Source organism: Enterobacter sp. WPR_3_1 (assembly GCF_003635055.1).
Lineage (GTDB): Bacteria > Pseudomonadota > Gammaproteobacteria > Enterobacterales > Enterobacteriaceae > Enterobacter > Enterobacter ludwigii.
This window is the reverse complement of sequence record NZ_RBXU01000009.1, coordinates 84,650-110,229: the sequence shown is the minus strand read 5'-3', so window position 1 is coordinate 110,229 and position 25,580 is coordinate 84,650. Positions and strand designations below refer to the sequence as shown.

The 25,580-nt window shown below is 55.7% G+C and carries 24 protein-coding genes and 5 tRNA genes; 19 read left to right on the top strand and 10 right to left on the bottom strand.

Going from position 1 to position 25,580, the window contains the following annotated elements:
• Positions 1 to 42 precede the first annotated feature (42 nt).
• The 4 genes from srlD to srlA are packed head-to-tail and all read right to left on the bottom strand — an operon-like array spanning position 43 to position 2,732.
• Positions 43 to 822 carry a sorbitol-6-phosphate dehydrogenase gene (srlD, locus tag BJ887_RS08870; RefSeq protein WP_014171346.1) on the bottom strand — a complete coding sequence of 260 codons (780 nt, stop codon included), beginning with the start codon at positions 820 to 822 and terminating at the stop codon, positions 43 to 45.
• Positions 823 to 837: 15 nt separating this feature from the next.
• Positions 838 to 1,200: a PTS glucitol/sorbitol transporter subunit IIA gene (gene srlB / locus BJ887_RS08865; RefSeq protein WP_020883848.1), complete on the bottom strand. Its 363-nt coding sequence runs from the start codon at positions 1,198 to 1,200 to the stop codon at positions 838 to 840.
• A gap of 12 nt (positions 1,201 to 1,212) precedes the next feature.
• Positions 1,213 to 2,172, bottom strand: coding sequence for a PTS glucitol/sorbitol transporter subunit IIB (locus BJ887_RS08860; protein WP_014171344.1), 960 nt, complete (start codon positions 2,170 to 2,172; stop codon positions 1,213 to 1,215).
• Complete coding sequence (gene srlA, locus BJ887_RS08855) at positions 2,169 to 2,732, bottom strand: PTS glucitol/sorbitol transporter subunit IIC (protein WP_014171343.1); 564 nt, start codon at positions 2,730 to 2,732, stop codon at positions 2,169 to 2,171. Before srlA ends, BJ887_RS08860 begins: the two co-directional genes overlap by 4 nt.
• Positions 2,733 to 3,006: 274 nt before the next feature.
• Here srlA and mltB point away from each other — a divergent pair, with 274 nt between their 5' ends.
• From mltB to BJ887_RS08760, 19 genes are all read left to right on the top strand, one after another.
• A complete protein-coding gene (mltB, locus tag BJ887_RS08850) occupies positions 3,007 to 4,107 on the top strand; it encodes a lytic murein transglycosylase B (protein WP_025203388.1) in 1,101 nt (366 codons plus the stop codon).
• 248 nt (positions 4,108 to 4,355) lie between these two features.
• Positions 4,356 to 5,009, top strand: coding sequence for a metal ABC transporter ATP-binding protein (locus tag BJ887_RS08845; protein WP_040018928.1), 654 nt, complete (start codon positions 4,356 to 4,358; stop codon positions 5,007 to 5,009).
• Complete coding sequence (locus tag BJ887_RS08840; protein WP_020883852.1) at positions 5,006 to 5,866, top strand: metal ABC transporter permease; 861 nt, start codon at positions 5,006 to 5,008, stop codon at positions 5,864 to 5,866. Before BJ887_RS08845 ends, BJ887_RS08840 begins: the two co-directional genes overlap by 4 nt.
• 14 nt (positions 5,867 to 5,880) lie before the next feature.
• Positions 5,881 to 6,759 carry a metal ABC transporter substrate-binding protein gene (locus BJ887_RS08835; protein WP_025203391.1) on the top strand — a complete coding sequence of 293 codons (879 nt, stop codon included), beginning with the start codon at positions 5,881 to 5,883 and terminating at the stop codon, positions 6,757 to 6,759.
• 130 nt (positions 6,760 to 6,889) lie between these two features.
• Positions 6,890 to 7,387, top strand: coding sequence for a nicotinamide-nucleotide amidase (gene pncC / locus BJ887_RS08830; protein WP_020883854.1), 498 nt, complete (start codon positions 6,890 to 6,892; stop codon positions 7,385 to 7,387).
• Between the two features lie 89 nt (positions 7,388 to 7,476).
• A complete protein-coding gene (gene recA, locus BJ887_RS08825) occupies positions 7,477 to 8,535 on the top strand; it encodes a recombinase RecA (protein WP_020883855.1) in 1,059 nt (352 codons plus the stop codon).
• Between the two features lie 68 nt (positions 8,536 to 8,603).
• Positions 8,604 to 9,104, top strand: a complete 501-nt coding sequence (gene recX / locus BJ887_RS08820) for a recombination regulator RecX (protein WP_014171334.1) — start codon at positions 8,604 to 8,606, stop codon at positions 9,102 to 9,104.
• Positions 9,105 to 9,235: 131 nt separating this feature from the next.
• Positions 9,236 to 11,863 carry an alanine--tRNA ligase gene (alaS, locus tag BJ887_RS08815; RefSeq protein WP_025203392.1) on the top strand — a complete coding sequence of 876 codons (2,628 nt, stop codon included), beginning with the start codon at positions 9,236 to 9,238 and terminating at the stop codon, positions 11,861 to 11,863.
• A 241-nt stretch (positions 11,864 to 12,104) separates the two neighbouring features.
• Positions 12,105 to 12,290 carry a carbon storage regulator CsrA gene (csrA, locus tag BJ887_RS08810; RefSeq protein ID WP_000906486.1) on the top strand — a complete coding sequence of 62 codons (186 nt, stop codon included), beginning with the start codon at positions 12,105 to 12,107 and terminating at the stop codon, positions 12,288 to 12,290.
• 343 nt (positions 12,291 to 12,633) lie between these two features.
• Positions 12,634 to 12,726 (top strand) — tRNA-Ser (locus BJ887_RS08805).
• Between the two features lie 4 nt (positions 12,727 to 12,730).
• Positions 12,731 to 12,807: transfer RNA gene (locus tag BJ887_RS08800), tRNA-Arg, on the top strand.
• 64 nt (positions 12,808 to 12,871) lie between these two features.
• Positions 12,872 to 12,948: transfer RNA gene (locus BJ887_RS08795), tRNA-Arg, on the top strand.
• Positions 12,949 to 13,109: 161 nt separating this feature from the next.
• Positions 13,110 to 13,186, top strand: a tRNA-Arg gene (locus BJ887_RS08790).
• A 158-nt stretch (positions 13,187 to 13,344) separates the two neighbouring features.
• Positions 13,345 to 13,421, top strand: a tRNA-Arg gene (locus BJ887_RS08785).
• 264 nt (positions 13,422 to 13,685) lie between these two features.
• Complete coding sequence (yqaB, locus tag BJ887_RS08780) at positions 13,686 to 14,252, top strand: fructose-1-phosphate/6-phosphogluconate phosphatase (RefSeq protein ID WP_014171331.1); 567 nt, start codon at positions 13,686 to 13,688, stop codon at positions 14,250 to 14,252.
• Positions 14,249 to 14,677 (top strand): YqaA family protein, encoded by a 429-nt coding sequence (locus BJ887_RS08775; protein WP_032678833.1) that lies wholly within the window; start codon positions 14,249 to 14,251, stop codon positions 14,675 to 14,677. Before yqaB ends, BJ887_RS08775 begins: the two co-directional genes overlap by 4 nt.
• Before the next feature lie 83 nt (positions 14,678 to 14,760).
• Positions 14,761 to 16,305, top strand: a complete 1,545-nt coding sequence (gene gshA / locus BJ887_RS08770; protein WP_025203395.1) for a glutamate--cysteine ligase — start codon at positions 14,761 to 14,763, stop codon at positions 16,303 to 16,305.
• A gap of 152 nt (positions 16,306 to 16,457) precedes the next feature.
• On the top strand, positions 16,458 to 16,973 hold the full coding sequence (gene luxS / locus BJ887_RS08765) for an S-ribosylhomocysteine lyase (RefSeq protein ID WP_008499539.1): 516 nt from the start codon (positions 16,458 to 16,460) through the stop codon (positions 16,971 to 16,973).
• A 54-nt stretch (positions 16,974 to 17,027) separates the two neighbouring features.
• A complete protein-coding gene (locus BJ887_RS08760) occupies positions 17,028 to 17,792 on the top strand; it encodes a helix-turn-helix domain-containing protein (protein WP_040018931.1) in 765 nt (254 codons plus the stop codon).
• Here the strand turns inward: BJ887_RS08760 and leuA are convergent.
• The 6 genes from leuA to proX all read right to left on the bottom strand — a co-directional run bounded on the left by leuA (position 17,789) and on the right by proX (position 25,576).
• Complete coding sequence (gene leuA, locus BJ887_RS08755; RefSeq protein WP_121339770.1) at positions 17,789 to 19,438, bottom strand: 2-isopropylmalate synthase; 1,650 nt, start codon at positions 19,436 to 19,438, stop codon at positions 17,789 to 17,791. The two genes, BJ887_RS08760 and leuA, sit on opposite strands and share 4 nt — an antisense overlap.
• A gap of 96 nt (positions 19,439 to 19,534) precedes the next feature.
• Complete coding sequence (gene emrB / locus BJ887_RS08750; RefSeq protein WP_020883860.1) at positions 19,535 to 21,082, bottom strand: multidrug efflux MFS transporter permease subunit EmrB; 1,548 nt, start codon at positions 21,080 to 21,082, stop codon at positions 19,535 to 19,537.
• 16 nt (positions 21,083 to 21,098) lie between these two features.
• Entirely contained in the window at positions 21,099 to 22,271 is a 1,173-nt protein-coding gene (gene emrA, locus BJ887_RS08745; protein WP_020883861.1) for a multidrug efflux MFS transporter periplasmic adaptor subunit EmrA, read from the bottom strand.
• Between the two features lie 127 nt (positions 22,272 to 22,398).
• Positions 22,399 to 22,929: a multidrug efflux transporter EmrAB transcriptional repressor EmrR gene (gene emrR / locus BJ887_RS08740; protein WP_014171323.1), complete on the bottom strand. Its 531-nt coding sequence runs from the start codon at positions 22,927 to 22,929 to the stop codon at positions 22,399 to 22,401.
• A gap of 314 nt (positions 22,930 to 23,243) precedes the next feature.
• The gene (locus tag BJ887_RS08735) at positions 23,244 to 24,428 is read right to left on the bottom strand and encodes an MFS transporter (RefSeq protein WP_014171322.1); all 1,185 of its coding nucleotides are present in this window, start codon (positions 24,426 to 24,428) and stop codon (positions 23,244 to 23,246) included.
• Between the two features lie 149 nt (positions 24,429 to 24,577).
• The gene (proX, locus tag BJ887_RS08730; protein WP_014171321.1) at positions 24,578 to 25,576 is read right to left on the bottom strand and encodes a glycine betaine/L-proline ABC transporter substrate-binding protein ProX; all 999 of its coding nucleotides are present in this window, start codon (positions 25,574 to 25,576) and stop codon (positions 24,578 to 24,580) included.
• Positions 25,577 to 25,580: the final 4 nt, after the last annotated feature.

Here is a 25,580-nt window from a genome sequence, read left to right as displayed (position 1 = left end):
CTCTCCCGAAGGAGAGGGGGATACGGGCATCAGCGTGTTCGATCAGAACATCACCTGCCCGCCGGTGACATTAATGGACTGCCCGGTGCAGTAAGAGGCTTTGGGGCTGGCATAAAACAGCAGCATGTTCAGCACGTCCTGATAATCGCAGCCGCGCTTCAGCGGCACTTTGTCGATGTAATACTGCTCCACTTCCTCCTCTTTCAGCCCGAGCTTGGTGGCATATTGCGGCAGCAGGGACTGGAACATCGGCGATTTCAGCAGGTTGCCCAGCATCAGCGAGTGAACGGTAATGCCATATTCGGCCAGATCGAGGGCCAGAGATTGCGTCAGCCCTACGCCGCCAAATTTCGCCGCGCTGTAACCGGAGTTGTGTTTGCTGCCCACTTTGCCCGATTTCGAGTTGATCTGGATGATGCGCCCCTGAATGCCATCGCGGATCATCAGACGGGAAAACTCGCGCGCGCAGAGGAAATAGCCCACGAGGTTAACCTGCAGAGAGCGGTCGAAATCCCCCAGTTCGAAATCGCTGATAAAGGCTGCTTTGGCTATTCCTGCGCTGTATACCAGCAGGTCGGTACGGCCAAAAATCTCGTCCACGCCGCGGGCCAGCGCCATTACGCTCTGCTCGCTGGTGGCATCAGCACCAAATCCGTAGGCCATCCCTTCACCCAATTCGGTGTTGATGGTGTCCGCCACGCGTGCGGCTTTTTCACTCTGAATATCCACTACCGCCACGCGGTAACCCTCTGCAGCAAGCCCACGGCAGAGGAACTCGCCTAAGGTTTGTCCCCCACCAATGACAACGGCAACCTGACTCATATCTTTCTCCTTAAATTACGCAACAAACTTCAACGTGCAGCCTGGGGTGACAGCCTGCGGAACCGGGCCATCCACATGAACCGTACCGGGATATTCCGCCTGCGGCTGGCCATCAAAACGCAGGGTGATATGGCCGAGCTCCCGCAGGTTTTGTCCGGCCACGTCGCCGACGGCGGTCACGGCGTAGCGCGCGTCGCCCAACTCCAGCTGGCTCCCGGCCTTCAGCTCACCGTTCATCTCGCCGTGACAGTGGATAAAGCAAAACTCTTCGATATCCGCGGGCGCACCTTCGCGGAAGGTAATCAGCATCTTGTCGCTGAGCGCATCGGCCGCGCTCTGGCCAATGCGGGTGATGGTGGTCTGGTAAATTACGGTCATCACAGGAACCTCTTATTGGTAAATAAAGCCGGAGACAAACCAGGCAATCAGCACCGTCGGTGCGCCGGTCAGGAAACGGCTGACCAGTACAGACGGCACGCCAACGCGCACGGTGTCCTGGCGCGCTTCTGCCAGCGACAGCCCGACAGGAATGAAATCACACGCCGCCTGGGCGTTAATGGCAAACAGGGCGGGCAGAGCCAGATGCGGGGGAATGTTGCCAAGGCCGATCTGCACGCCAATCAGCACGCCGATAACCTGCGCAATGACCGCGCCCGGGCCGAGAAACGGCGACAGCAGCGGGAAGGAGCAGATCAGCGCCAGCGTCACCAGCCCGAGCGGGTGGCTCGCCAGCGGGGCGAGGCCGTGAGCAATCCAGTCGCCAAGACCCGAGGCCATGATGATGCCGATCAGCGCCGAAACGAATGCCATAAACGGCAGAATGGTTTTCAGCACCGTGTCGATGGTGTCGCGCCCGGACTGGAACAGCACGGCCACGGCAGAGCCCATCCCCATTCCGACTTTTGCCAGCAGGCCGTCACTCTGTTCGGTGATTTTTTTACTCGTGTCGTAATCACGCGGGGCCGCTTTCTGAGGGGCAGCAGACCCTTGTGCCAGGTGAATGTTTTCCTCCTTCACGCCGGAGACGTAAATGTCCTCCAGGATGTACTGAGCCAGCGGACCTGATTTACCGGTGGAATGGATATTCACGGTAGGAATACGCCGCTTGGGGTAGATGCCGCAGCGCAGCGTGCCGCCGCAGTCAATCACCGCCACGCCAATTTCCGCTTCAGGCGGTTCGCCCTCTTTGAAGCCGTCGACCGCTTCCCAGCCGGTCAGCTCACGCAGTTTGTCGACAATGGCCGGACGTGTGCCTGCGGTGATATAGACGATTTTTTTGCCTTCAGTGGCGTCGAATTCCAGCGGGCCGCCCCAGCCGCCCGTTCCTTTTTCAATGCGAATACGGCTCATGCTGCGGCTCCTGAAAGATGGACTTTCTGTTCAAGCTGGATACCCATTTTCTTCTCGAAAATGGCGGTGGTGAGGTCCGTGACCCAGCCGCGGAAAAAGTTGGTGACCAGACCGACCAGCAGATAACTTACCGCCAGCGGACCGAGCGGCAGGCCAAGCGTGGTCAGGCCGCTGGCAATGCCCAGATAGACAAACAGCTCGCCGGGGTTGATATGCGGGAACAGGCCATTCATGGAGTGGCAGCTGTAGGAGGCTGCGGCGTAATAGCTGGGCTTGTATTTTTCAGGCATAAAGCGGCCGAGGCTCAGCGTCATCGGGTTGCAAAAAACAAACGTGCCGATGAAGGGCAGAACCAGGTAACGGGACAGCGGATTGCCGGCGCAGCGCTGGGCAAAGCGTTCAATGCGTTGCTGGCCGATAAAGTTAATCAGCGCGTTCATGATGACCAGCAGGCTAATCAGCAGGGGCAGGATCCCGGTCACCATGCCGGTGAACACTTCTCCGCCTTTCTGAAACAGCCCGATGAACCACTCGGCGCCGTGGGTGATGGTTTCTATCATTCTTCTCTCCTGTGGGGCTTTTTTGTTTTTGTATAACTGAGGCTAATAATAATCACTTTGAAAGGTTTTAAAGTGTTAATTAGATCTCACAATGAAAGAAAAATGGATTATTTTGAAAGTTAATTGCCAATGGGAGTCTTGTGTGGATGAAAATTGCACAGATTTGCGATGGGGAGCGTAAAGATTTGGTGGGGGAGGTGCGTACCACTTCCTTGAGGTGTTGCGGATGCTTTACCATACTGGGTTCTTATCGAACCCGTTAAATGGATGTCACATGTTCAAGCGTCGTTATGCAGCGTTGTTACCTGCGCTTATTCTGCTGTCTGCCTGTAGTAGCAAACCCAAGACCGAAGCCGTGCAGCAAACGGCTGGCGCGCCTTCCGGAGGATTCCTGCTGGAGCCGCAGCATAATATGATGCAGATGGGCGGCGACTTTGCGAATAACCCGGCGGCCGAGCAGTTCATCGATAAAATGGTGAGCAAACACGGTTTTGACCGCCAGCAACTGCATGAAATTCTGTCGCAGGCGAAGCGACTGGATTATGTTCTGCGTTTGATGGATCGCCAGGCACCGACGGCTCAGGTACCGACCGGGCCAAATGGCGCATGGCTGCGTTATCGCAAACAGTTCATTACGCCGGATAACGTGCAAAATGGCGTGGTCTTCTGGAACCAATATGAAGATGCGCTGAACCGTGCGTGGCAGGTGTATGGCGTACCGCCTGAAATCATCGTCGGGATTATCGGCGTGGAAACCCGCTGGGGCCGCGTGATGGGCAAAACCCGTATCCTCGATGCGCTGGCGACGCTCTCCTTTAACTACCCGCGTCGCGCTGAATATTTCTCGTCTGAGCTGGAAACCTTCCTGCTGATGGCGCGCAATGAACAAGATGACCCGTTAGATCTCAAAGGCTCGTTTGCCGGTGCGATGGGCTACGGCCAGTTTATGCCGTCCTCCTATAAGCAATATGCCGTCGACTTTAACGGAGATGGCCACATTAACCTGTGGGATCCGGTGGATGCCATCGGCAGCGTGGCGAACTACTTTAAAGCGCACGGCTGGGTGCCGGGCGGTCAGGTGGCGGTGCAGGCTAACGGCCAGGCACCAGGGCTTGAGAACGGCTTTAAAACCAACTACAGCGTTTCGCAGCTGGCCGCTGCAGGCTTAACGCCAACGCAGCCGCTGGGAAATACGCAACAGGCGAGCCTGCTGCGTCTGGATGTCGGTACGGGTTATCAGTACTGGTACGGGCTGCCTAACTTCTACACCATCACCCGCTATAACCACAGCACTCACTATGCGATGGCCGTATGGCAGCTGGGGCTGGCGGTATCACAGGCGCGCGTGCCTGCCGCGTCGCCGTTCAGTCAGTAACGCTTGATGTTCAACCCTCTTCCGCCGGGAGAGGGTTGGGCTGATATCCAGAAACATTTCGCCACACTCCCGGTAATCTCCGCTCATTTACATCCGCATTATCTTTCATTATTGTTATGTTATAACATTTGATGTGGTGATGAGATGTCTACTTCCTTTTTTTCTCTGTCTGCGCCGGTCCGGCTTCTGATGGCGCTGGCGCTGATTGTCTTTATCGGACTGGCCGTGTGCTGGGCGGTGGCATTGCCATGATCGTGATGAATCAACTCACGGCGGGTTACGACCGCGAGCCGGTCACGCGCCCTCTGTCCGGGGTGATTGAATGCGGGAGCATGACCGCCATCCTCGGGGCCAACGGCTGCGGTAAATCAACGCTTCTGAAAACCCTCGCCGGGTTTATCCCGCCGGTAAGCGGCCGTTTTCACTGGCAGAAAAAACGCCCGGTAATGGGCTGGCTGGCACAGCGTCATGCCCTGGAGGCGCAATTTCCGCTAACCGTGCAGGATGTGGTCAGCATGGGCTGTTGGCCTGAAGCGTCGCTTTTTTCTGGCCTTCGCCGTGAAATGCGGCTGCGCATTGCCGGTGCGCTTGAGCGGGTGGGGCTTGGAACGATGGCGCTAACGACCATTGATGAGCTCTCCGGCGGTCAGTTTCAGCGCATGCTGTTCGCGCGGGTATTAGTGCAGCAGGCGCCGCTGGTCATGCTCGATGAGCCCTTTACCGGCGTTGATGAAGCTACCTGTAATGTGCTGATGGACCTGATGCTGGAAATGTATATGCAGGGGCAAACGGTGCTTGCGGTGCTGCACGACAGCGAGCGTGTATCGCGCCACTTCCCGCAGACGTTACGGCTGGACGCTGACATGCCCCAGTGGAAAACCGAGCGGGTGAGGGTGGCATGATCTGGCATATCTTTTTTCAGCCTTTTATTGAGTATGGCTTTATGCGCCGCGCGCTGGTGGTTTGCCTGGCGTTGTCCGTCAGTACCACTGCTCTGGGCGTTTTCCTTCAACTGCGCCGGATGAGTCTGATGGGCGATGCCCTCTCTCACGCCATTTTGCCCGGTGTCGCGGTGGGGTATTTGCTCAGCGGTATGTCGCTGCTGGCCATGAGTGTGGGAGGCTTTATTGCCGGTATTACCGTGGCGCTGGTGGCCGGGCTGGTCAGCCGTCGAACGCCGCTCAAAGAGGACGCCAGTTTTGCCGGGTTCTATCTTGGCTCGCTGGCGCTGGGCGTCACGCTGGTATCACTGCGCGGTTCGAGCGTCGATCTTCTGCACCTGCTGTTTGGCTCCATCCTGGCGGTGGATAACGATGCCGCGCTGTTTGTGGCAGGCGTTTGCATGTTCACCCTTATTACGCTGGCGATTTTCTACCGTGGGCTGGTGACCGAGGCCTTTGACACCGCCTGGCTGCAGGTAAACGCCCGCCATGTTCCCGGCTTATTACACGGCCTGTTTCTGGCGCTGCTGGTGCTTAACCTCGTTGCCGGTTTTCAGGTGCTTGGCACGTTGATGGCGGTCGGGCTGATGATGCTCCCTGCGGTAGCGGCACGCTGCTGGGCACGCACCTTACCCGGACTGCTATTGATGGCGGGTATCAGCGGTATTTTCTGCGCGTGGCTCGGACTCAGTCTCTCCTGGGCCGCCAGCCTGCCCGCGGGGCCGTCCATCGTGCTTACCGCCAGCGCGCTGTTCTTTATTTCCATTTTATTTGGCACGCGCAGCAGACTGGCTGGCAGCCTGCGTGCGCTTTTTTAACGCAAGGGGAAACGATGAAACGTACGGGATTCGTAGTGGCGCTCGCGCTGGGGATGATGTCGCAAACGGTGATGGCGAAAACGCTCAATGTGGTGACTAGCTTTTCCATTCTGGGGGATATGACCCGGGAGGTGGGCGGTGACCATGTGAACGTCACGACGCTGGTGGGGCCGGACGGCGATCCGCATACCTTCGAGCCCTCGCCAAAAGATAGCGCGGCGCTAAGCAAGGCCGATGTTGTGGTGGTCAATGGTCTGGGGCTGGAAGGGTGGCTGGATCGCCTGGTGAAAGCCTCCGGGTTCAAAGGCCAGCTGGTGGTGGCGTCGCGGGGTGTGCAGACGCATACCCTCGAAGAAGAGGGCAAAACCGTCACTGACCCGCACGCCTGGAACAGCGCGGCGAACGGGGCGCTGTACGCGCAAAATATTCTCAACGGGCTGGTGAAAGCCGACCCAGAAGATAAAACCGCGCTGGAAGCGACCGGAAAACCGTACATCGCGCAGCTTAAGCAGCTGGATAGCTGGGCCAAAACGCGTTTTAGCCAGATCCCGCTGGTGAAACGTAAAGTGTTGACCAGCCATGACGCGTTCGGCTATTTCAGCCGCGCCTACGGGGTGACGTTTATGGCGCCCCAGGGGTTGTCATCAGAAAGCGAGGCCAGCGCGGCACAGGTCGCTGAGATCATTAATCAGATTAAAGCGGACGGCGTGAAAACCTGGTTTATGGAAAACCAGCTCGACCCGCGGCTGGTTAAACAGATTGCTACAGCTACCGGCGCGCAGCCTGGAGGCGAGCTTTACCCGGAAGCGCTCTCGGCAAAAGGGGGCGTGGCAGAGACCTACATTAAGGCGTTCCGCCACAATGTGGATACCCTCGCTGACAGCATGAAATAATCCTCGCCACCGCCGGTGCGCTCGCATCGGCTTTTTTCTGAAGCCCCCTCGTAAATCCTGCAGCGCATCCCCATATCTGACGAGAAAGTGCTATCTTGTGCTGCATGTTTTTCTAAGGCCTGGAGCGAGAATGACTGACCATGAATTGATGCAGCTTAGCGAAGTGGTAGGGCTGGCGCTTAAGCAACGCGGGGCGACCCTCACCACCGCGGAGTCCTGCACCGGCGGCTGGGTGGCGAAAGCGATTACCGATATTGCCGGCAGTTCCGCCTGGTTTGAACGTGGTTTTGTGACCTACAGTAATGAAGCTAAAGCGCAAATGATCGGCGTGCGGGAATCTACGCTCGAACAGCATGGCGCGGTCAGCGAGCCGGTGGTGATTGAGATGGCTATTGGTGCGCTCAAAGAGGCGCGCGCGGATTATGCAATATCGATTAGCGGCATCGCGGGCCCGGACGGGGGCAGTGACGTGAAGCCTGTCGGCACCGTCTGGTTTGGTTTTGCTACCGCCAGAGGTGAAGGGATCACCCGCCGGGAGTGCTTTAGCGGCGATCGCGAAAGCGTGCGTCGTCAGGCAACCGTTTATGCGTTAAAAACGCTCTGGCAACAATTTCTACAAAATACTTGATACTGTATGACCATACAGTATAATTGCACCAACAGAACAGAAATCCACGGTGAAGCACAGTCGCTTCTCCCGGCATGACAGGAGTAATAATGGCTATCGACGAAAACAAACAGAAAGCGTTGGCGGCAGCACTGGGCCAGATCGAAAAGCAATTCGGTAAAGGCTCCATCATGCGCCTGGGTGAAGACCGTTCCATGGATGTGGAAACTATCTCCACCGGTTCGCTTTCTCTGGATATCGCGCTGGGCGCTGGCGGCCTGCCAATGGGCCGTATCGTAGAAATCTACGGGCCCGAGTCCTCAGGTAAAACAACCCTGACGCTGCAGGTTATCGCTGCGGCACAGCGTGAAGGTAAAACCTGTGCGTTTATCGATGCCGAGCACGCGCTGGACCCTGTTTATGCTCGTAAGCTGGGCGTTGATATCGACAACCTGCTGTGTTCTCAGCCGGACACCGGTGAGCAGGCGCTGGAAATTTGTGACGCGCTGGCCCGTTCCGGTGCGGTTGACGTTATCGTGGTCGACTCCGTTGCTGCTTTGACGCCAAAAGCTGAAATCGAAGGCGAAATTGGTGACTCTCACATGGGCCTCGCGGCACGTATGATGAGCCAGGCAATGCGTAAGCTGGCCGGTAACCTGAAGCAGTCCAACACGTTGCTGATCTTCATCAACCAGATCCGTATGAAAATTGGTGTGATGTTCGGTAACCCGGAAACCACTACCGGTGGTAACGCGCTGAAATTCTACGCGTCTGTCCGTCTGGATATCCGCCGTATCGGCGCGGTGAAAGAAGGTGAAAACGTGGTGGGTAGCGAAACCCGCGTGAAGGTTGTGAAGAACAAAATCGCAGCGCCGTTCAAACAGGCTGAATTCCAGATCCTCTACGGTGAAGGTATCAACTTCTACGGCGAACTGGTTGACCTGGGCGTGAAAGAGAAGCTGATTGAAAAAGCGGGCGCATGGTACAGCTACAACGGCGACAAGATTGGTCAGGGTAAAGCAAATGCAATCTCCTGGCTGAAAGAGAACCCGGCTGCGGCGAAAGAAATTGAGAAGAAAGTGCGTGAGCTTCTGCTGAACAACCAGGACGGTACGCCTGATTTCGTGGTGGATAACGCGGGTGCTGAAGAAACCAACGAAGATTTCTAATTCTCTCGTTTAAAGATGAAGGGCTGCTAATGCGGCCCTTTTTGCATTTCTGAATCAGCAGGTTTTTTATGAGTGAATCGACTTCACGCCGCCCTGCCTATGCACGCTTACTGGACCGTGCGGTGCGCATTCTTGCCGTCCGTGACCACAGCGAACAGGAGTTGCGGCGAAAACTGTCGGCCCCCGTCATGAGTAAAAACGGGCCGGAAGAGATTGATGCGACTGCGGAAGATTACGACCGCGTCATTGCCTGGTGCTATGAGCACCGCTATCTGGATGACGAGCGTTTCGCTTCCCGGTTTCTTGCCAGCCGTGGCCGCAAAGGATATGGCCCCGCGCGTATCCGCCAGGAGCTGAACCAGAAAGGGGTCGCCCGTGAAACCATTGAAAAGGCCATGCGCGAATGCGACACAGACTGGTGCGCGCTGGCAAAAGAACAGGCCATTCGCAAGTACGGCGAACCCTTGCCACGTGAATTTTCAGAAAAAGTTAAAATCCAGCGCTTTTTGCTCTACCGCGGCTTTCTGATGGAAGATATTCAGGATATCTGGCGTAATTTTGCGGATTGAACGCATGCGGGATTTTACTTCCCACTAAAGAAAACTTATCTTATTCCCACTTTTTCCAGTAGCTGGTCTGTCCAACGTTTTACCGATACAGGCTTGCTACGACATTTCGTTAGCTTGATTTCAGGATAATTATGAGCAAGAGCACCGCTGAGATCCGTCAGGCGTTTCTCGATTTTTTCCATAGTAAGGGACATCAGGTAGTTGCCAGCAGCTCCCTGGTACCGAACAACGATCCGACTCTGCTGTTTACCAACGCCGGGATGAACCAGTTCAAGGATGTGTTCCTTGGTCTCGACAAACGTAATTATTCCCGCGCCACAACCTCACAGCGTTGCGTGCGTGCGGGTGGTAAACACAACGACCTGGAAAACGTCGGTTACACCGCGCGTCACCATACGTTCTTCGAAATGCTGGGTAACTTCAGCTTCGGCGACTACTTCAAACACGATGCCATTCAATATGCGTGGGAACTGCTGACCGGTGAAAACTGGTTCAACCTGCCGAAAGATCGTCTGTGGGTTACCGTCTATGAAACCGATGACGAAGCCTACGAAATCTGGGAAAAAGAGGTTGGTATCCCGCGCGAGCGTATTATTCGCATCGGTGATAACAAAGGCGCACCTTATGCGTCTGACAACTTCTGGCAGATGGGCGATACCGGCCCTTGCGGTCCGTGCACCGAGATCTTCTACGATCACGGCGACCACATCTGGGGTGGTCCTCCAGGCAGCCCGGAAGAAGACGGCGATCGCTACATTGAGATCTGGAACATCGTCTTCATGCAGTTCAACCGTCAGGCTGACGGTACGATGGAGCCGCTGCCGAAACCGTCCGTTGATACCGGTATGGGTCTGGAGCGTATTGCGGCTGTTCTGCAGCACGTTAACTCCAACTACGAAATTGACCTGTTCAGCACTCTGATTAAAGCCGTTGCGCAAGTGACGGGTGCAACCGATCTGAACAACAAATCGCTGCGCGTTATTGCAGACCATATCCGTTCCTGCGCGTTCCTGATTGCCGACGGCGTGATCCCGTCGAATGAAAACCGTGGCTATGTGCTGCGTCGTATCATTCGTCGTGCTATCCGTCACGGCAACATGCTGGGCGCGAAGGACACCTTCTTCTATAAACTCGTTGGGCCACTGATTGGCGTGATGGGCGCAGCCGGTGATGAGCTGAAACGTCAGCAGGCGCAGGTTGAGCAGGTTCTGAAAACGGAAGAAGAGCAGTTTGCTCGTACTCTGGAGCGCGGACTGGCGCTGCTGGATGAAGAGCTGGCGAAACTTCAGGGCGATACGCTGGACGGCGAAACCGCTTTCCGCCTGTATGACACCTACGGCTTCCCGGTTGACCTGACGGCGGACGTTTGCCGTGAGCGCAACATCAAAGTGGACGAAGCAGGCTTTGAAGCCGCAATGGAAGAGCAGCGCCGCCGTGCGCGCGAGTCCAGCGGTTTTGGTGCTGACTACAACGCGATGATCCGTGTTGATGGCGCATCAGAATTCAAAGGCTACGAAAATCTGGAACTGACTGGCAAAGTGACCGCCCTGTTTGTTGACGGTAAAGCCGTAGACAGCATCAACGCGGGTCAGGATGCGGTTGTCATTCTGGACAAAACGCCGTTCTACGCGGAATCCGGCGGCCAGGTTGGCGATAAAGGCGAACTGAAAGGCAACGGTTTCAGCTTCAGCGTAAGCGACACGCAGAAATACGGTCAGGCGATTGGCCATCAGGGCAAACTGACTGCCGGTTCTCTGAAAGTGGGCGAGGGTGTTCAGGCGAACGTTGATGAAGCTCGTCGTGCGCGCATTCGTCTGAACCACTCAGCTACGCACCTGATGCACGCTGCCCTGCGTGAAGTTCTGGGAACGCACGTTGCACAGAAAGGTTCTCTGGTTAACGATAAAGTGCTGCGCTTCGACTTCTCTCATTTTGAAGCGATGAAGCCGTCAGAAATCCGCGCGGTGGAAGATCTGGTGAATGCGCAGATCCGTCGTAACCTGCCAATCGAAACCCATATCATGGATCTCGAGGCGGCGAAGAAGAAAGGCGCGATGGCACTGTTCGGCGAGAAATACGACGACCGCGTTCGCGTGCTGAGCATGGGCGACTTCTCGACTGAACTCTGCGGCGGGACGCATGCCTCCCGTACCGGCGACATTGGTCTGTTCCGCATTGTTTCCGAATCAGGAACGGCGGCGGGCGTGCGTCGTATTGAAGCGGTAACCGGTGAAGGCGCGATTGCCAGCCTGCATGCGCAGAGCGATCAGCTGCACGACATCGCGCAGTTGTTGAAAGGTGATAGCCAGAACCTGGGCGAGAAAGTGCGCGTTGCGCTGGATCGTACGCGTCAGCTGGAAAAAGAGCTGCAGCAGCTGAAAGAGCAGGCTGCGGCGCAGGAGAGTGCAAACCTCTCCAGCAAAGCTGTAGACATTAAGGGCGTCAAACTGCTGGTCAGCGATCTGGCGGGCGTTGAGCCTAAGATGCTGCGTACTATGGTCGACGATCTGAAGAACCAGCTCGGTTCCACAGTTATCGTGCTGGCGACAGTGGCAGAAGGTAAGGTTTCTCTGATTGCGGGCGTCTCTAAGGATGTGACCGACCGCGTAAAAGCAGGGGAACTGATTGGTATGGTCGCCCAGCAGGTGGGCGGTAAGGGTGGCGGTCGTCCGGACATGGCGCAAGCCGGTGGTACGGATGCGGCGGCACTTCCTGCGGCATTGGCCAGTGTTGAAAGCTGGGTGAGCGCGAAACTGTAATAACTACAAAGCACAAGCAGACGCCATAGCGGTAACGTTATGGCGTCTTGTTCACTGCGCTATCGATAACGATAAAGTCAGGTTGAGTTTGTGTATATCGGCTAAACTTACGTTTAACAGAATGTGATGCCGTGACTGCTTACACTTTACGTGTTTGTCATCGCTTACTTTTTGGCGTTATATGATGGATAATGCCGGGATACAAGAGACCCGACTCTTTTAATCTTTCAAGGAGCAAAGAATGCTGATTCTGACTCGTCGAGTTGGTGAGACCCTCATGATTGGGGATGAGGTCACCGTGACAGTTTTAGGGGTAAAGGGTAACCAGGTACGTATTGGTGTAAACGCTCCTAAAGAAGTATCTGTCCACCGTGAAGAGATCTACCAGCGTATCCAGGCTGAAAAATCCCAGCAGTCCAGTTACTGATATTGTCGCGTCTCGCTGTCGGGCGAGACGCAACCTCTCCCGCCATTTTTCCTGCTTAAAGTTACCGTTTAATTTCAATCGCTCTGTTTTTAACCACTCTCTTACCCTTAACTCGCCTCAACATCACTATTCTGTCATCAGTTTTCTGAGAAGATGCCTGCAAAATCCGCTTATAAAACACCCTCTTTGCAGCTTTTGCATGCGAATTGCGTGTGATTTGTGCAAACGATAAAAGCTTTTGGAAAATTGTTTGACTTATAAGTCCCAGAAAGTAATATATGCGCCACGCAGCGACGAGAAGCTCTTAACGAGTTACTCGAAGCACTCGAAAGAGGCGTTGTGTGGTGAGGTGGCCGAGAGGCTGAAGGCGCTCCCCTGCTAAGGGAGTATGCGGTCAAAAGCTGCATCCGGGGTTCGAATCCCCGCCTCACCGCCATTTTGCATCCGTAGCTCAGCTGGATAGAGTACTCGGCTACGAACCGAGCGGTCGGAGGTTCGAATCCTCCCGGATGCACCATCTATTACTTCATATTGCTTTCGAAGTGATATGAATATCGAGTAGTACAATAGTAAATCCCGATGCATCCGTAGCTCAGCTGGATAGAGTACTCGGCTACGAACCGAGCGGTCGGAGGTTCGAATCCTCCCGGATGCACCATCTTCTCCGAGATAACAGCAAGGCTGTTGTTTCAAGGTCTGCGGGTTAGCCGCAAGCACCAGGGAGGATAACGTTGCTTTAGCAACGGCCCGAAGGGCGAGGCGCAGCCGAGTAATCCTCCCGGATGCACCATTTACTATTTCTGAAAGCAGTACCCTGATGCATCCGTAGCTCAGCTGGATAGAGTACTCGGCTACGAACCGAGCGGTCGGAGGTTCGAATCCTCCCGGATGCACCATCTTCTCCGAGATAACAGCAAGGTTGTTGTTTCAAGGTCTGCGGGTTAGCCGCAAGCACCAGGGAGGATAACGTTGCTTAGCAACGGCCCGAAGGGCGAGGCGCAGCCGAGTAATCCTCCCGGATGCACCATTTACTGTTTCAAAAGCATTTCCCGATGCATCCGTAGCTCAGCTGGATAGAGTACTCGGCTACGAACCGAGCGGTCGGAGGTTCGAATCCTCCCGGATGCACCATATTCTCCGAGATAACAGCAAGGCTGTTGTTTCAAGGTCTGCGGGTTAGCCGCAAGCACCAGGGAAGATAACGTTGCTTAGCAACGGCCCAAAGGGCGAGGCGCAGCCGAGTAATCCTCCCGGATGCACCATCTTCTTTTCTGTACCACTCTCTTTCTCCCTGGTTATTCCTTCGACGTTCCGTCAGCAATCATTTCTCTTTGAGCGACAAAAACCACCGTTTACGATAAAGTAATGCTTTGTTAATCGTTTAGCGAGAGCACGATGTACGCACAGTATGACGGTTTGATCTTCGATATGGATGGCACTCTCCTGGATACCGAACCCACGCATCGTCAAGCCTGGACTGATGTCCTTGCTCGTTACGGTATGCGTTTCGATCTTCAGGCGATGATCGCCCTCAACGGAGCCCCAACCTGGCGTATAGCGCAGGCCGTGATTGAACGTAATCATGCCGATCTCGACCCGCACCTTCTGGCTCGTGAAAAAACCGATGCGGTAAAAGCGATGCTTTTAGATACCGTGCGCCCGTTACCGTTAATTGACGTCGTAAAAGCATGGCACGGGCGTCGCCCTATGTCCGTTGGCACGGGCAGTGAAAGCGCTATTGCGGAAGCGCTGCTCACCCATCTTGGCCTGCGCCATTATTTCTCTGCGGTGGTTGCCGCCGATCATGTTCAAAATCACAAGCCCGCACCGGACACTTTCCTGCGTTGTGCAGAACTGATGGGTGTGCCTGCGGTGAAATGTGTTGTGTTCGAAGATGCTGATTTTGGTATTCAGGCCGCGCGCGATGCCGGGATGGATGTTGTGGACGTCCGCTTACTGTGAGTGACGCGCTGTCACTTTTATCATTATTCGCCAGCAGTTTTTTAAGTGCCACGCTCTTGCCGGGAAATTCGGAAGTGGTGCTGGTAGCGATGCTGTTGTCTGGCGTAAGTCAGCCCTGGTTGCTCGTGTTAATAGCAACAATGGGTAATAGCTTTGGAGGGCTGACTAACGTTATTCTTGGGCGTTTCTTTCCGCTGCGTGAAAAATCGCGCTGGCAGGAAAAGGCAGTCGGCTGGCTAAAACGCTATGGCGCTGCCACGCTGTTATTAAGCTGGATGCCTGTAATAGGTGATTTACTGTGCCTGCTGGCGGGATGGATGCGCATCTCCTGGGGGCCAGTGCTCTTTTTTTTGTGCCTTGGCAAGGCGTTGCGCTATGTTCTCGTGGCATGGGCAACACTACAGGGTATGACGTGGTGGCACTAATTGGTGGAATGAATACGCGACCTTCAATCGTCAACCATTACAATTATGCTGAGTAACAATACTTTGACAGGCGGGAGGTCAATTTGATCCCGGACGTATCTCAGGCGCTGGCCTGGCTGGAAAATCACCCTCAGGCACTGAAGGGTATTCAGCGTGGTCTTGAGCGTGAAACGCTGCGCGTTAACGCGGACGGTAGCTTAGCGACAACGGGTCACCCGAAGGCGTTAGGCTCGGCGCTGACACATAAATGGATCACAACCGATTTCGCTGAAGCGCTGCTGGAATTCATCACGCCAGTGGATGGTGATATTGATCATATGCTAACGATTCTGCGCGACATCCATCGCTACACTGCCCGCAATCTGGGTGATGAGCGTATGTGGCCGCTCAGCATGCCGTGCTATATCGAACAAGGCCAGGAGATTGAACTGGCGCAATACGGCACGTCAAATATCGGTCAGCTGAAAACGCTCTATCGTGAGGGGCTGAAAAACCGCTACGGTGCGTTGATGCAGACCATTTCTGGCGTGCATTACAATTTCTCTTTACCCATGGCGTTCTGGCAGGCGAAGTGCGGCGAAACGGATAAAGACGCGATCTCCGCGGGTTATTTCCGCCTGATCCGCAACTACTATCGTTTTGGCTGGGTCATTCCGTATCTGTTTGGGGCATCGCCTGCGATATGCTCGTCATTCCTGCAGGGGAAACCGACCACGCTGCCATTCGAGAAGACAGAGTGTGGAATGTACTATCTCCCGTACGCCACCTCCCTGCGTCTTAGCGATCTGGGTTATACCAATAAGTCGCAAAGCAATCTCGGTATTACGTTTAACGAATTGCACGAATATGTGGCAGGATTGAAGCGGGCGATCAAAACGCCGTCGGAAGAGTACGAGAAAATCGGCCTCGAAAAAGACGGTAAGCGCCTGCAGATCAACAGCAACGTGCTGCAGATTGAAAATGAACTGTACGCGCCTATTCGTCCGAAGCGCGTTACGCGCAGCGGTGAAACCCCGTCGGATGCACTGCAGCGCGGCGGGATTGAATACATAGAAGTGCGCTCGCTGGATATCAACCCGTTCTCACCCATCGGCGTTGATGAGCAGCAGGTTCGCTTCCTGGATCTGTTTATGGTCTGGTGCGTGCTGGCGGATGCGCCGGAAATGAGTTCAGAGGAACTGCTCTGTACCCGTACCAACTGGAACCGCGTGATTCTGGAAGGGCGCAAGCCGGGTCTGACGCTGGGTATTGGCTGCGAAACAGCGCAGTTCCCGCTGACGAAAGTCGGTAAGGATCTGTTCCGTGACCTGAAGCGTGTTGCCCGGACCATGGACAGCATTGACGGTGGGGAAGCCTATCAAAACGTCTGCGACCAGCTGGTTGAATCGTTTGATAACCCGGAACTGACGTTCTCAGCGCGTATTCTGCGTTCTATGATTGATCAGGGTATTGGCGGCACCGGGCGTTCGCTCTCTGCGGAATACCGCGAGATGCTGAAGCAGGAGCCGTTAGAGATTCTGAGTGAAGCCGATTTTGTGGCAGAACGAGACGCCTCTGTCGTGCGTCAGAAAGAGGTTGAAGCGGCGGATACGGAGACGTTTGAGGCGTTTCTGGCGAAACAGGCTTAACAGAAAAGAAAAAGGCCACATCGCTGTGGCCAAAATATACATCTCTGAATTCAGGGATGATGATAACAAATGCGCGTCTTTCATATACTCAGACGTGCATTTTGTAGAAGAGTTCAGTTTATTTTAAAAAAAATCACTATCGGAGGTGACGTATGCCGTTATTAGATAGCTTTACTGTCGACCATACCCGTATGGAAGCACCTGCAGTACGTGTGGCGAAGACCATGCACACCCCGCACGGCGACACGATCACCGTATTCGATCTGCGTTTCTGCGTGCCTAACAAAGAAGTGATGCCAGAGAAAGGCATTCACACCCTGGAGCACCTGTTTGCCGGGTTTATGCGCGACCACCTGAACGGTAATGGCGTGGAGATCATCGATATCTCTCCGATGGGTTGCCGTACCGGTTTCTACATGAGCCTGATTGGTCAGCCTGAAGAGAAACGCGTCGCGGATGCCTGGAAAGCGGCAATGGAAGATGTGCTGAAGGTGAAAGAGCAGAACCAGATCCCTGAGCTGAACGTATATCAGTGCGGAACTTACCAGATGCACTCTCTGGAAGAAGCCCAGGAGATCGCGCGTCATATCATCGAGCGTGACGTTCGCGTAAACAGCAATGAAGAGCTCGCGCTGCCAAAAGAAAAACTGCAGGAACTGCACATCTAGTGCACCTTTTCCCTCTCCCTCAGGGAGAGGGTAGGGTGAGGGGTGTTTAACCTCATGACCACAACCTCAACCTTCTCCTTTACCCATCGCCCACTTGTTCCTTATGCCCATGATTACCTTCATGGCGACAGCGAGCCGTGGCATCAGCACGACTGCGCGCAATTGCTGCACACCCTGAGTGGGGTGGTGAGAGTCGATACCGCATCAGGTTGTTGGGTGGTGCCGCCCGGACGCGGCGTCTGGCTACCCGCGGGCACTCCGCACTCTTTGCGTATTACCGGCAACGTTGCGGCGCGCACGCTGTTTATCGATCCCCTCGCGCGAGCCGATCTTCCGGCAACCTGTCAGATAGTCCAGATCTCCGGTCTGTTACGCGAACTTATCCTCACCTCGCTGACGCTTGAGGCGTCCTACTCCCCGGGCAGTCGTGATGAGCGCGTATATGAGCTCATTCTGGATGAAATCCGCACGTTGCGGGTGCTGCCGTTTCACCTGCCTGAGCCGGAAAGCGAGCCGTTGCGTACCCTTTGCCAGCAGATCCGGCTGTTGCCGGGGGAAAGTTGGGGCAGCATGCAGGCCGCAAACACGCTTGGTATGAGTGAACGCACGATGAACCGCCATTTCAAGCAGCAGACGGGGTTAAGCTACGGTGAGTGGCTAAGAAGGGCGCGCCTGCTGGAAGCGCTGCTGCGCCTGGGACAAGGTCAGCCAGTGCTACGCGTGGCGCTGGATCTGGGCTACGGCAGCCACAGTGCCTTTACGGCGATGTTTCGCCGGGTGATGGGGATATCACCCAGCGATTATTTCAAAGACAGCTAGCTGACAGCATTGAACAGGGCCTGAAGAGACGCGCGGGCCACGTCGCTGTCAATGCCGACGCCCCAGCGGCTGCTACCATCCTGAAACAGACAGCGGATATACGCCACCGAGCGGCTGTCGCTGCGCTCCCCAAGCGTATGTTCGTGATAGTCCTTAATCACAAACGGGGTCGTGACCCAGCGGCTTATACCATTGGCTGCCGCGGATAACAGCCCGTTGCCTTGCCCCTCCAGCTGGCGCATCCCGCCCTGCGTCGTGACGCTTGCCGTCAGATGTAACTGCCCGTCCTGCTGGCTGTCGCTACGGTAAGCGTGCAGGGCAAAGCCCGGCGTCTCTACCAGCCCATAACGTGTGCGGAACAGTTGCCACAGCGCATGCTGCGTCATCTCTTTACCGTGCTGGTCGGTTTCCTGCTGTACGTGCTGGCTAAAGTCCTGCTGCAGGGCGCGGGGTAATTTCAGACCATGATTTTGTTCGATAAGCCACGCGCTGCCGCTTTTTCCTGACTGGCTGTTAACCCGGATCACCGCTTCGTAGGTGCAACCAATATCCTGTGGGTCAACCGGCAGATAGGGCATCTCCCAGCGTTCGTCAGGCTTGCGGGCTTCAAAGCCTTTCTTGATGGCATCCTGATGTGAACCCGAAAATGCGGTATACGCCAGCCGTCCTGCCCACGGATGGCGCGGATGCACCGGCAGCTGGTTGCAGGTTTCTACCACCTCCACCACGTGATTCATGTCGCTAAAGTCCAGATTCGGGCTAATCCCCTGGCTGTAGAGGTTCATTGCCAGCGTGACCAGGCAGACGTTACCGGTTCGTTCTCCGTTACCAAACAGACACCCTTCGACACGGTCTGCACCGGCCATCAGGGCAAGCTCCGCGCTGGCGACACCGGTGCCGCGGTCGTTATGCGGATGGACGCTGATGCAGACATCGCTGCGGCGGCTGAAATGACGGCAGAAATACTCAATCTGATCGGCATAGACATTCGGTGTACTAACCTCAACGGTGGCCGGTAAGTTGATCACCATCGGGCGTTCGGCGCACGGCTGCCAGATGTCTGCCACGGCTTCGCAAATCTCCAGCGCAAAGTCCGGCTCGGTAAAGCAGAAAGTTTCCGGAGAGTATTCGTATTGCCAGCGGGTGGCGGGATTCTCTTCGCACAGCGTGCGGATAAGACGCGTGGAACGGGTCGCCAGCTCAACGATTTGCGCTTTCTCCATGCCGAACACCAGGCGGCGGAACAGCGGGGCGGTGGCGTTATACAGGTGTACGGTGGCCTGCTTCGCCCCGCGCAGCGACGCAAAGGTACGCAGGATAAGGTCTTCACGCGCCTGGGTTAATACCTGAATGGTGACGTCATCCGGAATGCGGTTTTCGTCGATCAACTGACGCACAAAATTGAAGTCCGTCTGCGAGGCAGAGGGGAAAGCGACTTCGATTTCTTTGAATCCGCAACGCAGTAACAGCGCCCAGAACTGCAGTTTGCGGTTGCTGTCCATCGGCTCGGTAAGGGCCTGATTACCGTCGCGTAAATCGGTGGAAAGCCAGCGCGGCGCCTGCGTGAGGCGTTGCTCAGGCCAGCGGCGATCGGGCAGGGAAATAGCAGGTTGAGGTTGGTATTTGTCGGAAGGTGTTTTCAGCATGGTGCGCTCCTGTTGTCTTTTCACTATCGTGAATCGATTTCAGGAGCGCTGCTTTATCGTTACTGACAATCGCTGTCGCGATCTGGACACCGCACGTTAGTGCGCACCGCCGCCACCGCCTCCGGCGCCAAACGGTGGTCGGGCAAACCATACCAGTCCCAGCAGGATGATAAAGATCCCCGCCGATATCCAGAATATCTCGTTTGCCGAGATAATCAGGCCCTGGTTGGTGATCTGCTGGGCGATCCAGCCGGATGCCTGCTGCTCCGTCATTCCCATTCCCTGAAGCTGACTGTACATCTGCTGCGAGTTAGGGTTAAACGGGTTCACCGCTTCGGTCAATTGCGCATGGTGCATCGACTCGCGGTTGGTCCAAAGGGTCGTGGTGATCGACGTCCCGATGGAGCCTGCCAGCGTACGCGTAAAGTTCGACAGGCTTGATGCCGCCGCCATGCGCTCTGGCGGTAAGCCGGAAAGCGTAATGGTCGTCAGCGGCATAAAGAAGCACGCCACGGCGAAGCCCTGAATGAACTGCGGCCATGCGGATGCGCCAAAGTCCATGCCCGGCTCGAACGTATACGCGCGCCAGTAGAAGCACACCGCGTACATGATAAAGCTGAAGGTCACCAGCCTGCGCATGTCGAGCTTGTGAGCGAAGCGGCCGATAATCGGCGACAGCAGGACCGGAATTAACCCCACTGGCGCAGAAGCCAAACCTGCCCAGGTTGCGGTGTAGCCATATACCTCCTGCAACAGCTGCGGCAGCAGAACGATTGCGCCGAAGTAGAGCATGTAGGCCAGGCTGATACACAGGCAGCCGATGGTGAAGTTTCGCGACTTAAACAGCGAGAGATCGACGATCGGGTTATCGTCCGTCAGCTCCCAGACTATCAGGAAGCTCAGCGATATCACCGCGACAACGGTCAGGATGATAATCTCTGTCGAGTTAAACCAGTCCAGCTCTTTACCCTGATCGAGCATCACCTGCAGGCTACCGATCCCGACCACCAGCAGCGCCAGGCCAATGGCGTCAATTCGCCGCTGCTCTGTTCGGGTTTCGCGACCGCGCAGCGTTTGCAGGGTCAGCATCACCACCAGCGCACCAATCGGCACGTTGATGAAGAAGATCCAGCCCCAGTGGTAATTGTCGCTGATATAGCCGCCGAGGATAGGTCCGCAAATCGGTGCGACAATCACCGTCATTGACCACAGCGCCAGCGCGATAGAGCGCTTAGCGGGCGGATAGTTGTTCAGCAGCAAACTCTGCGACAGCGGAATCAGCGGCCCGGCCACAATCCCCTGAATGACGCGGAAGATGATCAGCATCGTCAGGCTGTTGGACATGCCGCACGCCCAGGAGGCGAGCACGAACAATACCGTTGACCACAGGAACAGCTTCACTTCACCGACGCGCTTCGCCAGCCAGCCGGTGATAGGGATGGAGATGGCGTTTGCCACCCCAAACGAGGTAATGACCCAGGTCCCCTGGCTCAGTGACGAGCCAAGGTTACCGGCGATGGTTGGGATCGCCACGTTTGCGATGGTAGAGTCCAGCACCTGCATGAATGTCGCCAGCGACAGCGCAATGGTCATGATAACCAGTTGCGCCCCCTCCAGCGGTTTTTGCGGCTTTTGCTGTTGCATAACGCTCACCTTCGGATTAACCGGCGTTTGCCTTCACGATGTCATCGATCAGTTTATTGACCGGATCGAGGCTAATTTCACGGGCGTTACTTTCATAAGCCGGGGTGCTGCGCACCTGACTTGCCAGGATCTGACCATCGCGGTTGGCGGTATCAACCGTTACCAGCGTAGAGAGGCCAATACGCAGCGGATGGTCCGCCAGCTGTTTTGCATCCAGTTCAATACGTACGGGCAAGCGCTGAACCACTTTGATCCAGTTCCCGGTGGCGTTTTGCGCTGGCAACAGGGAGAAGGCACTGCCGGTCCCCATATCCAGGCCGACCACTTTCCCGGTGTACTTCACGTCATCACCGTAAATATCGCTGATCACCGTCGCGGTCTGGCCGATACGCATATGGGCAAGCTGCGTCTCTTTAAAGTTCGCATCAACCCACAGGTTGTCCGCCGGAACGACCGCCATCAGCGGCGTGGTTGGGCTAATTTGGGCGCCAGGCTGGACGGAACGACGAGAGACGTAGCCGGTCATCGGGCTGACAATTTTAGTACGCTGCAGGGCAAGCCACGCGTTGCGCACGTCGGTGGCAGCCTGTTGCACGGCAGGCTGGTTTTCCAGGCTGGTGCCCAGCACCATCGCCTGGTTGGCGTTGTACTGTTGAATCGCCACGTCCAGCTGCGCCTGTGCGCTGGCAACGGCATCACGCGCGTGCTGCAGCTCTTCACGGCCAATCAGGTTGGCAGTGCCGAGGGGAACGCGACGGTTCAGGTCGCTTTGCGCCTGCGCCAGTGCGGTTTTCTGCACGTCGATGTTGGCCTGCAGCTGCTTGCTGTTGATCATCAGCTGGCGGGTCTGACGGACGCTGGAGGCCAGCGCGGTCTGGGCTTTTTCAAAAGCCTGTTGGGCGTCGGTCGGATCGAGCGTGACCAATACATCCCCTTTTTGCACAAAATCGGTGTTATCAGCCCAGACTTTCGTCACGCTGCCCGATACCTGCGCCATAATTTGTACCTGGTTCCCTGCCACGTATGCATCGTCTGTCTCTTCAGCATGACGCAATACTAAAAACCAATAGATCCCATATGCCACGGCAATAATAATAAAGAGCAATGTCAGTACAATAAGGGCGCTTTTGCGTTTGCCCTTTTTATTGACCGGTTGCTGCGGGGTAGTGCTCTCCGCATTTGCGCTCATTGTTGTTCTCCACGATCTTCTTATTTTCACATCGGCTGAGCCGAGCTGTTGTCAGAAAGGCCAGCAGTGTGACGTGCTGGCCTGTCGGTTTTCTTATGAGTCTGGGATTGTTGAGCGTGTTGTCGCGTTAGCGCAGCGCCTCTAGAACAGCGCCGTCTTCATCCATCTGGTCCAGACGGGTCAGCAGCTTGCGAGTAATGTGCTCAAGCTGGTCGCGCTCGGTGGTGCTGAGGGCAGACCACAGTTGATGCAGGCAATTATGCTGAGGTGGCAGCACCTCACGCAGGAATTGGTGACCTTTGTCGGTCAGCTGCAGATGCAGGCAGCGGCGATCGTTATCGCTTTCACGGCGTTCAATCCAGCCGCGTTTTTCCAGTTCATCGGCAATACGGGTGGCATTAGTACGGGATGAACCCAGCGCGCAGCTCAGCTCTGACGGCTGAATGCTGTGATTTTCCTGAGACTCCAGCGTAATTAACGCCATAAACAACGTCTCGTTAATCCCTTGAGCTTTCAGCATCTTATTACGATTTTCCAGTAGCTTACCCTGCATGTGCATGCACAGGCGGGTCAGCAGGATCTCCTGATACGGGAAGTCCTCATGACGACTGGCGCGGAATTTAAGCATTTGTTCAATGGGCGTAAACGAACTATCCATTTGGGCATAACCTCATTAATTACAGCCGATATAGTAACGATAGTGACAAATAATGTAAATGAATTATTTGTGCGGTTATATCCGCCAAACTTATGTCACCATCAGAAAGCGCCGGGTAAGTCCGTGACCCGGTGAGCACAGAGAGCGTTGGGAGTGAACCCGCGGAAGAGAGGATGTGAGGACGGGGGGCTGAACTATTCATGCCGATAGAAAATATGTCACCCACATTAAAATTTCTGGGATAAATGATTACGTTTACATTAACAGAGTGCAGGGCCCCTTTACACCCTAAGAGGCCCAAAGCAATGTAAAACTTAGTTAATTACGTCCTGGCGATGGTACCCACGCCACCATACTAGCAGATTCAGCGCGGCGACGATTGCCCCTATCCCACACACGCCTGACCAACCGGCATGCTGCCACGCCGAGGCTGAAATTAACGAACCCGCTGCGCCGCCAATAAAATAGCTGGTCATGTATCCGGCCGTGAGGCGGTTACGCGCCTCTGGCTTCACGCGGTAGATGACGGTCTGGTTAGTGATATGCACGCCCTGCACGGTGAGGTCGAGTACCAGAATACCGACGATCAGCGCCAGTACAGAGGTATGGCCATACCATATGGCTGCCCAGGAGAGCAGGAGCAGAACCAGCCCGGCAGAGGTCGTCAGATGGGATTTGCCTTTATCCGCCAGTCCGCCCGCCGGACGCGCGCCCAGGGCTCCCGCAGCGCCCGCCAGACCAAACAGACCAATCACCGCTTCGGAATAATTGAACGGCGGCGCGGCCAGCAGAAACGCCATTGAGGTCCATAAGATGCTGAAGTTGGCGAAGGTCAAACAGCCCAGCAACGCACGTGTACGCAGCAGTTTATCGTGTGTGAAGAGGCTGAAAACGGAGGCGAGAAGCTGCGGATAATTAAGGTGATTTTCCTGCTTCACCTTTGGCAGCCCGCGCCACAGGGCAAGCGCCATCACGGCCATCAGTACGCTCGCCACCCAATACACGGTACGCCAGCCACCAAGACTCGCCAGCAGCCCGGCGACGGTCCGCGCCAGCAAAATCCCCAGCAGCAGGCCGCTCATGATTGTTCCCACCACCTTGCCGCGTTTTTCCGGTGAGGCGAGAGTGGCGGCGAGCGGAACCAGAATCTGCGCCACGACGGAGAACAGACCCGTTAACGCGGTGCCGATAATCATCATCGTTAACGAGTGGCTGCTGGCGGTGATCAGCATCCCGCCTGCGGCCAGCAGGGTCATGGAGACAATCAGCATCCGACGCTCAAACATATCGCCCAGCGGCACGAGGAAAAGCAGCCCGGCGGCATAGCCAAGCTGCGCGGCGGTGACAATAAAGCCAGCGGAGCTGGCAGAAAGGTTAAACGCGCGGGCGATGGTATCGAGCAGTGGCTGCGCGTAGTAGTTACTGGCGACGGCCAGACCCGTTGCCACGGACATTAAAAGGATGAGTGCCGGGCTAAGCCCTTGAGTTGTTTTAGTCATCAGGTTCAGGAATCGTGAGTTAAGTGATTATTTTTCCGTGAACCATAATAGCGAATGATTGTGAATGTGGTGGGATTGTTACGTGCTGGATTGTGCGGTTTAGGGGAGTTAACCCTCTCCCGTGGGGAGAGGGCAGGTCTGAAGGGCTCTTATGACTTCTGCGCGTCCATCGCTTCTTTTACCCAGCCATCAAATTGCTGCTGGTGGGCTTTGATCCAGCCATCCACGTGGCCTTTGATGTCAGCTTCGGACGATTTCCCCGCGTGCATCATTGCGTTCTGGGCGTTGATGTCCGCCAGAGGCAGTTTCATCACCGAGAACAGCTTCGCTGCCGCCGGGTTTTTCTCAGCCCAGGCTTTGTTAGCAACGATATGCATCGTGTTTACCGGGAAGCCATAGTTCATGCCGTTTGGCAGTTTGGTGTCGATATCTTTCTGCTCGCCCGGCAGGGAAGAGAAGGGTACCTGCAGCCACACCACGTCTTTCCCCGGCTTCAGCACGTCGCTCACCCAGTACGGTGTCCAGGTGTAATAGATAACCGGTTTACCCTCTTTGAAGCGGGCAATGGTGTCGGCCATCATCGCCGAGTAGTTACCGTGGCTGACGTCGACCGTTTTCGCCAGGTCAAAGGCTTTGTTCTGGTGATTAATCACCGCCTCACAGCCCCAGCCCGGCGAGCAGCCCATCATGTCAGCTTTGCCGTCACCGTTGGTGTCGAACAGTTTGGCAATCTTCGGATCCTTCAGCTGCTCGATATTGGTGATGTGGTACTGGTCGGCTGTTTTCTTGTCGATCAGGTACCCCTGCGCCGCGCCGGTCACGAAGGTGCCTTCGCGGTAGAATTTCTTATCCCCGCCGGCGGCGGCATACATGTCGTCGTGCAGCGGCTGCCAGTTGACGGCGGTAAAGGTGGCATCACCGGAGGCAATCGAGGTGTAGCCCACGTTGTAATCCACTTCACTTGGGGTGTTGACCGTATAGCCCAGTTTTTCCAGCGCGCGGCTGACTAACAGCGTCTGGAAGGTCTCTTCTGAAATGGTGCTCTGCACCGGTTGCACGGTAATGCCTTTGCCCGGCAGGTCTGCAGCAAACGTGCTGGTGGAGACAAGGGTGGCAAACGCTGTGGCAAAAAGTACGCGATGTCGCATCGTT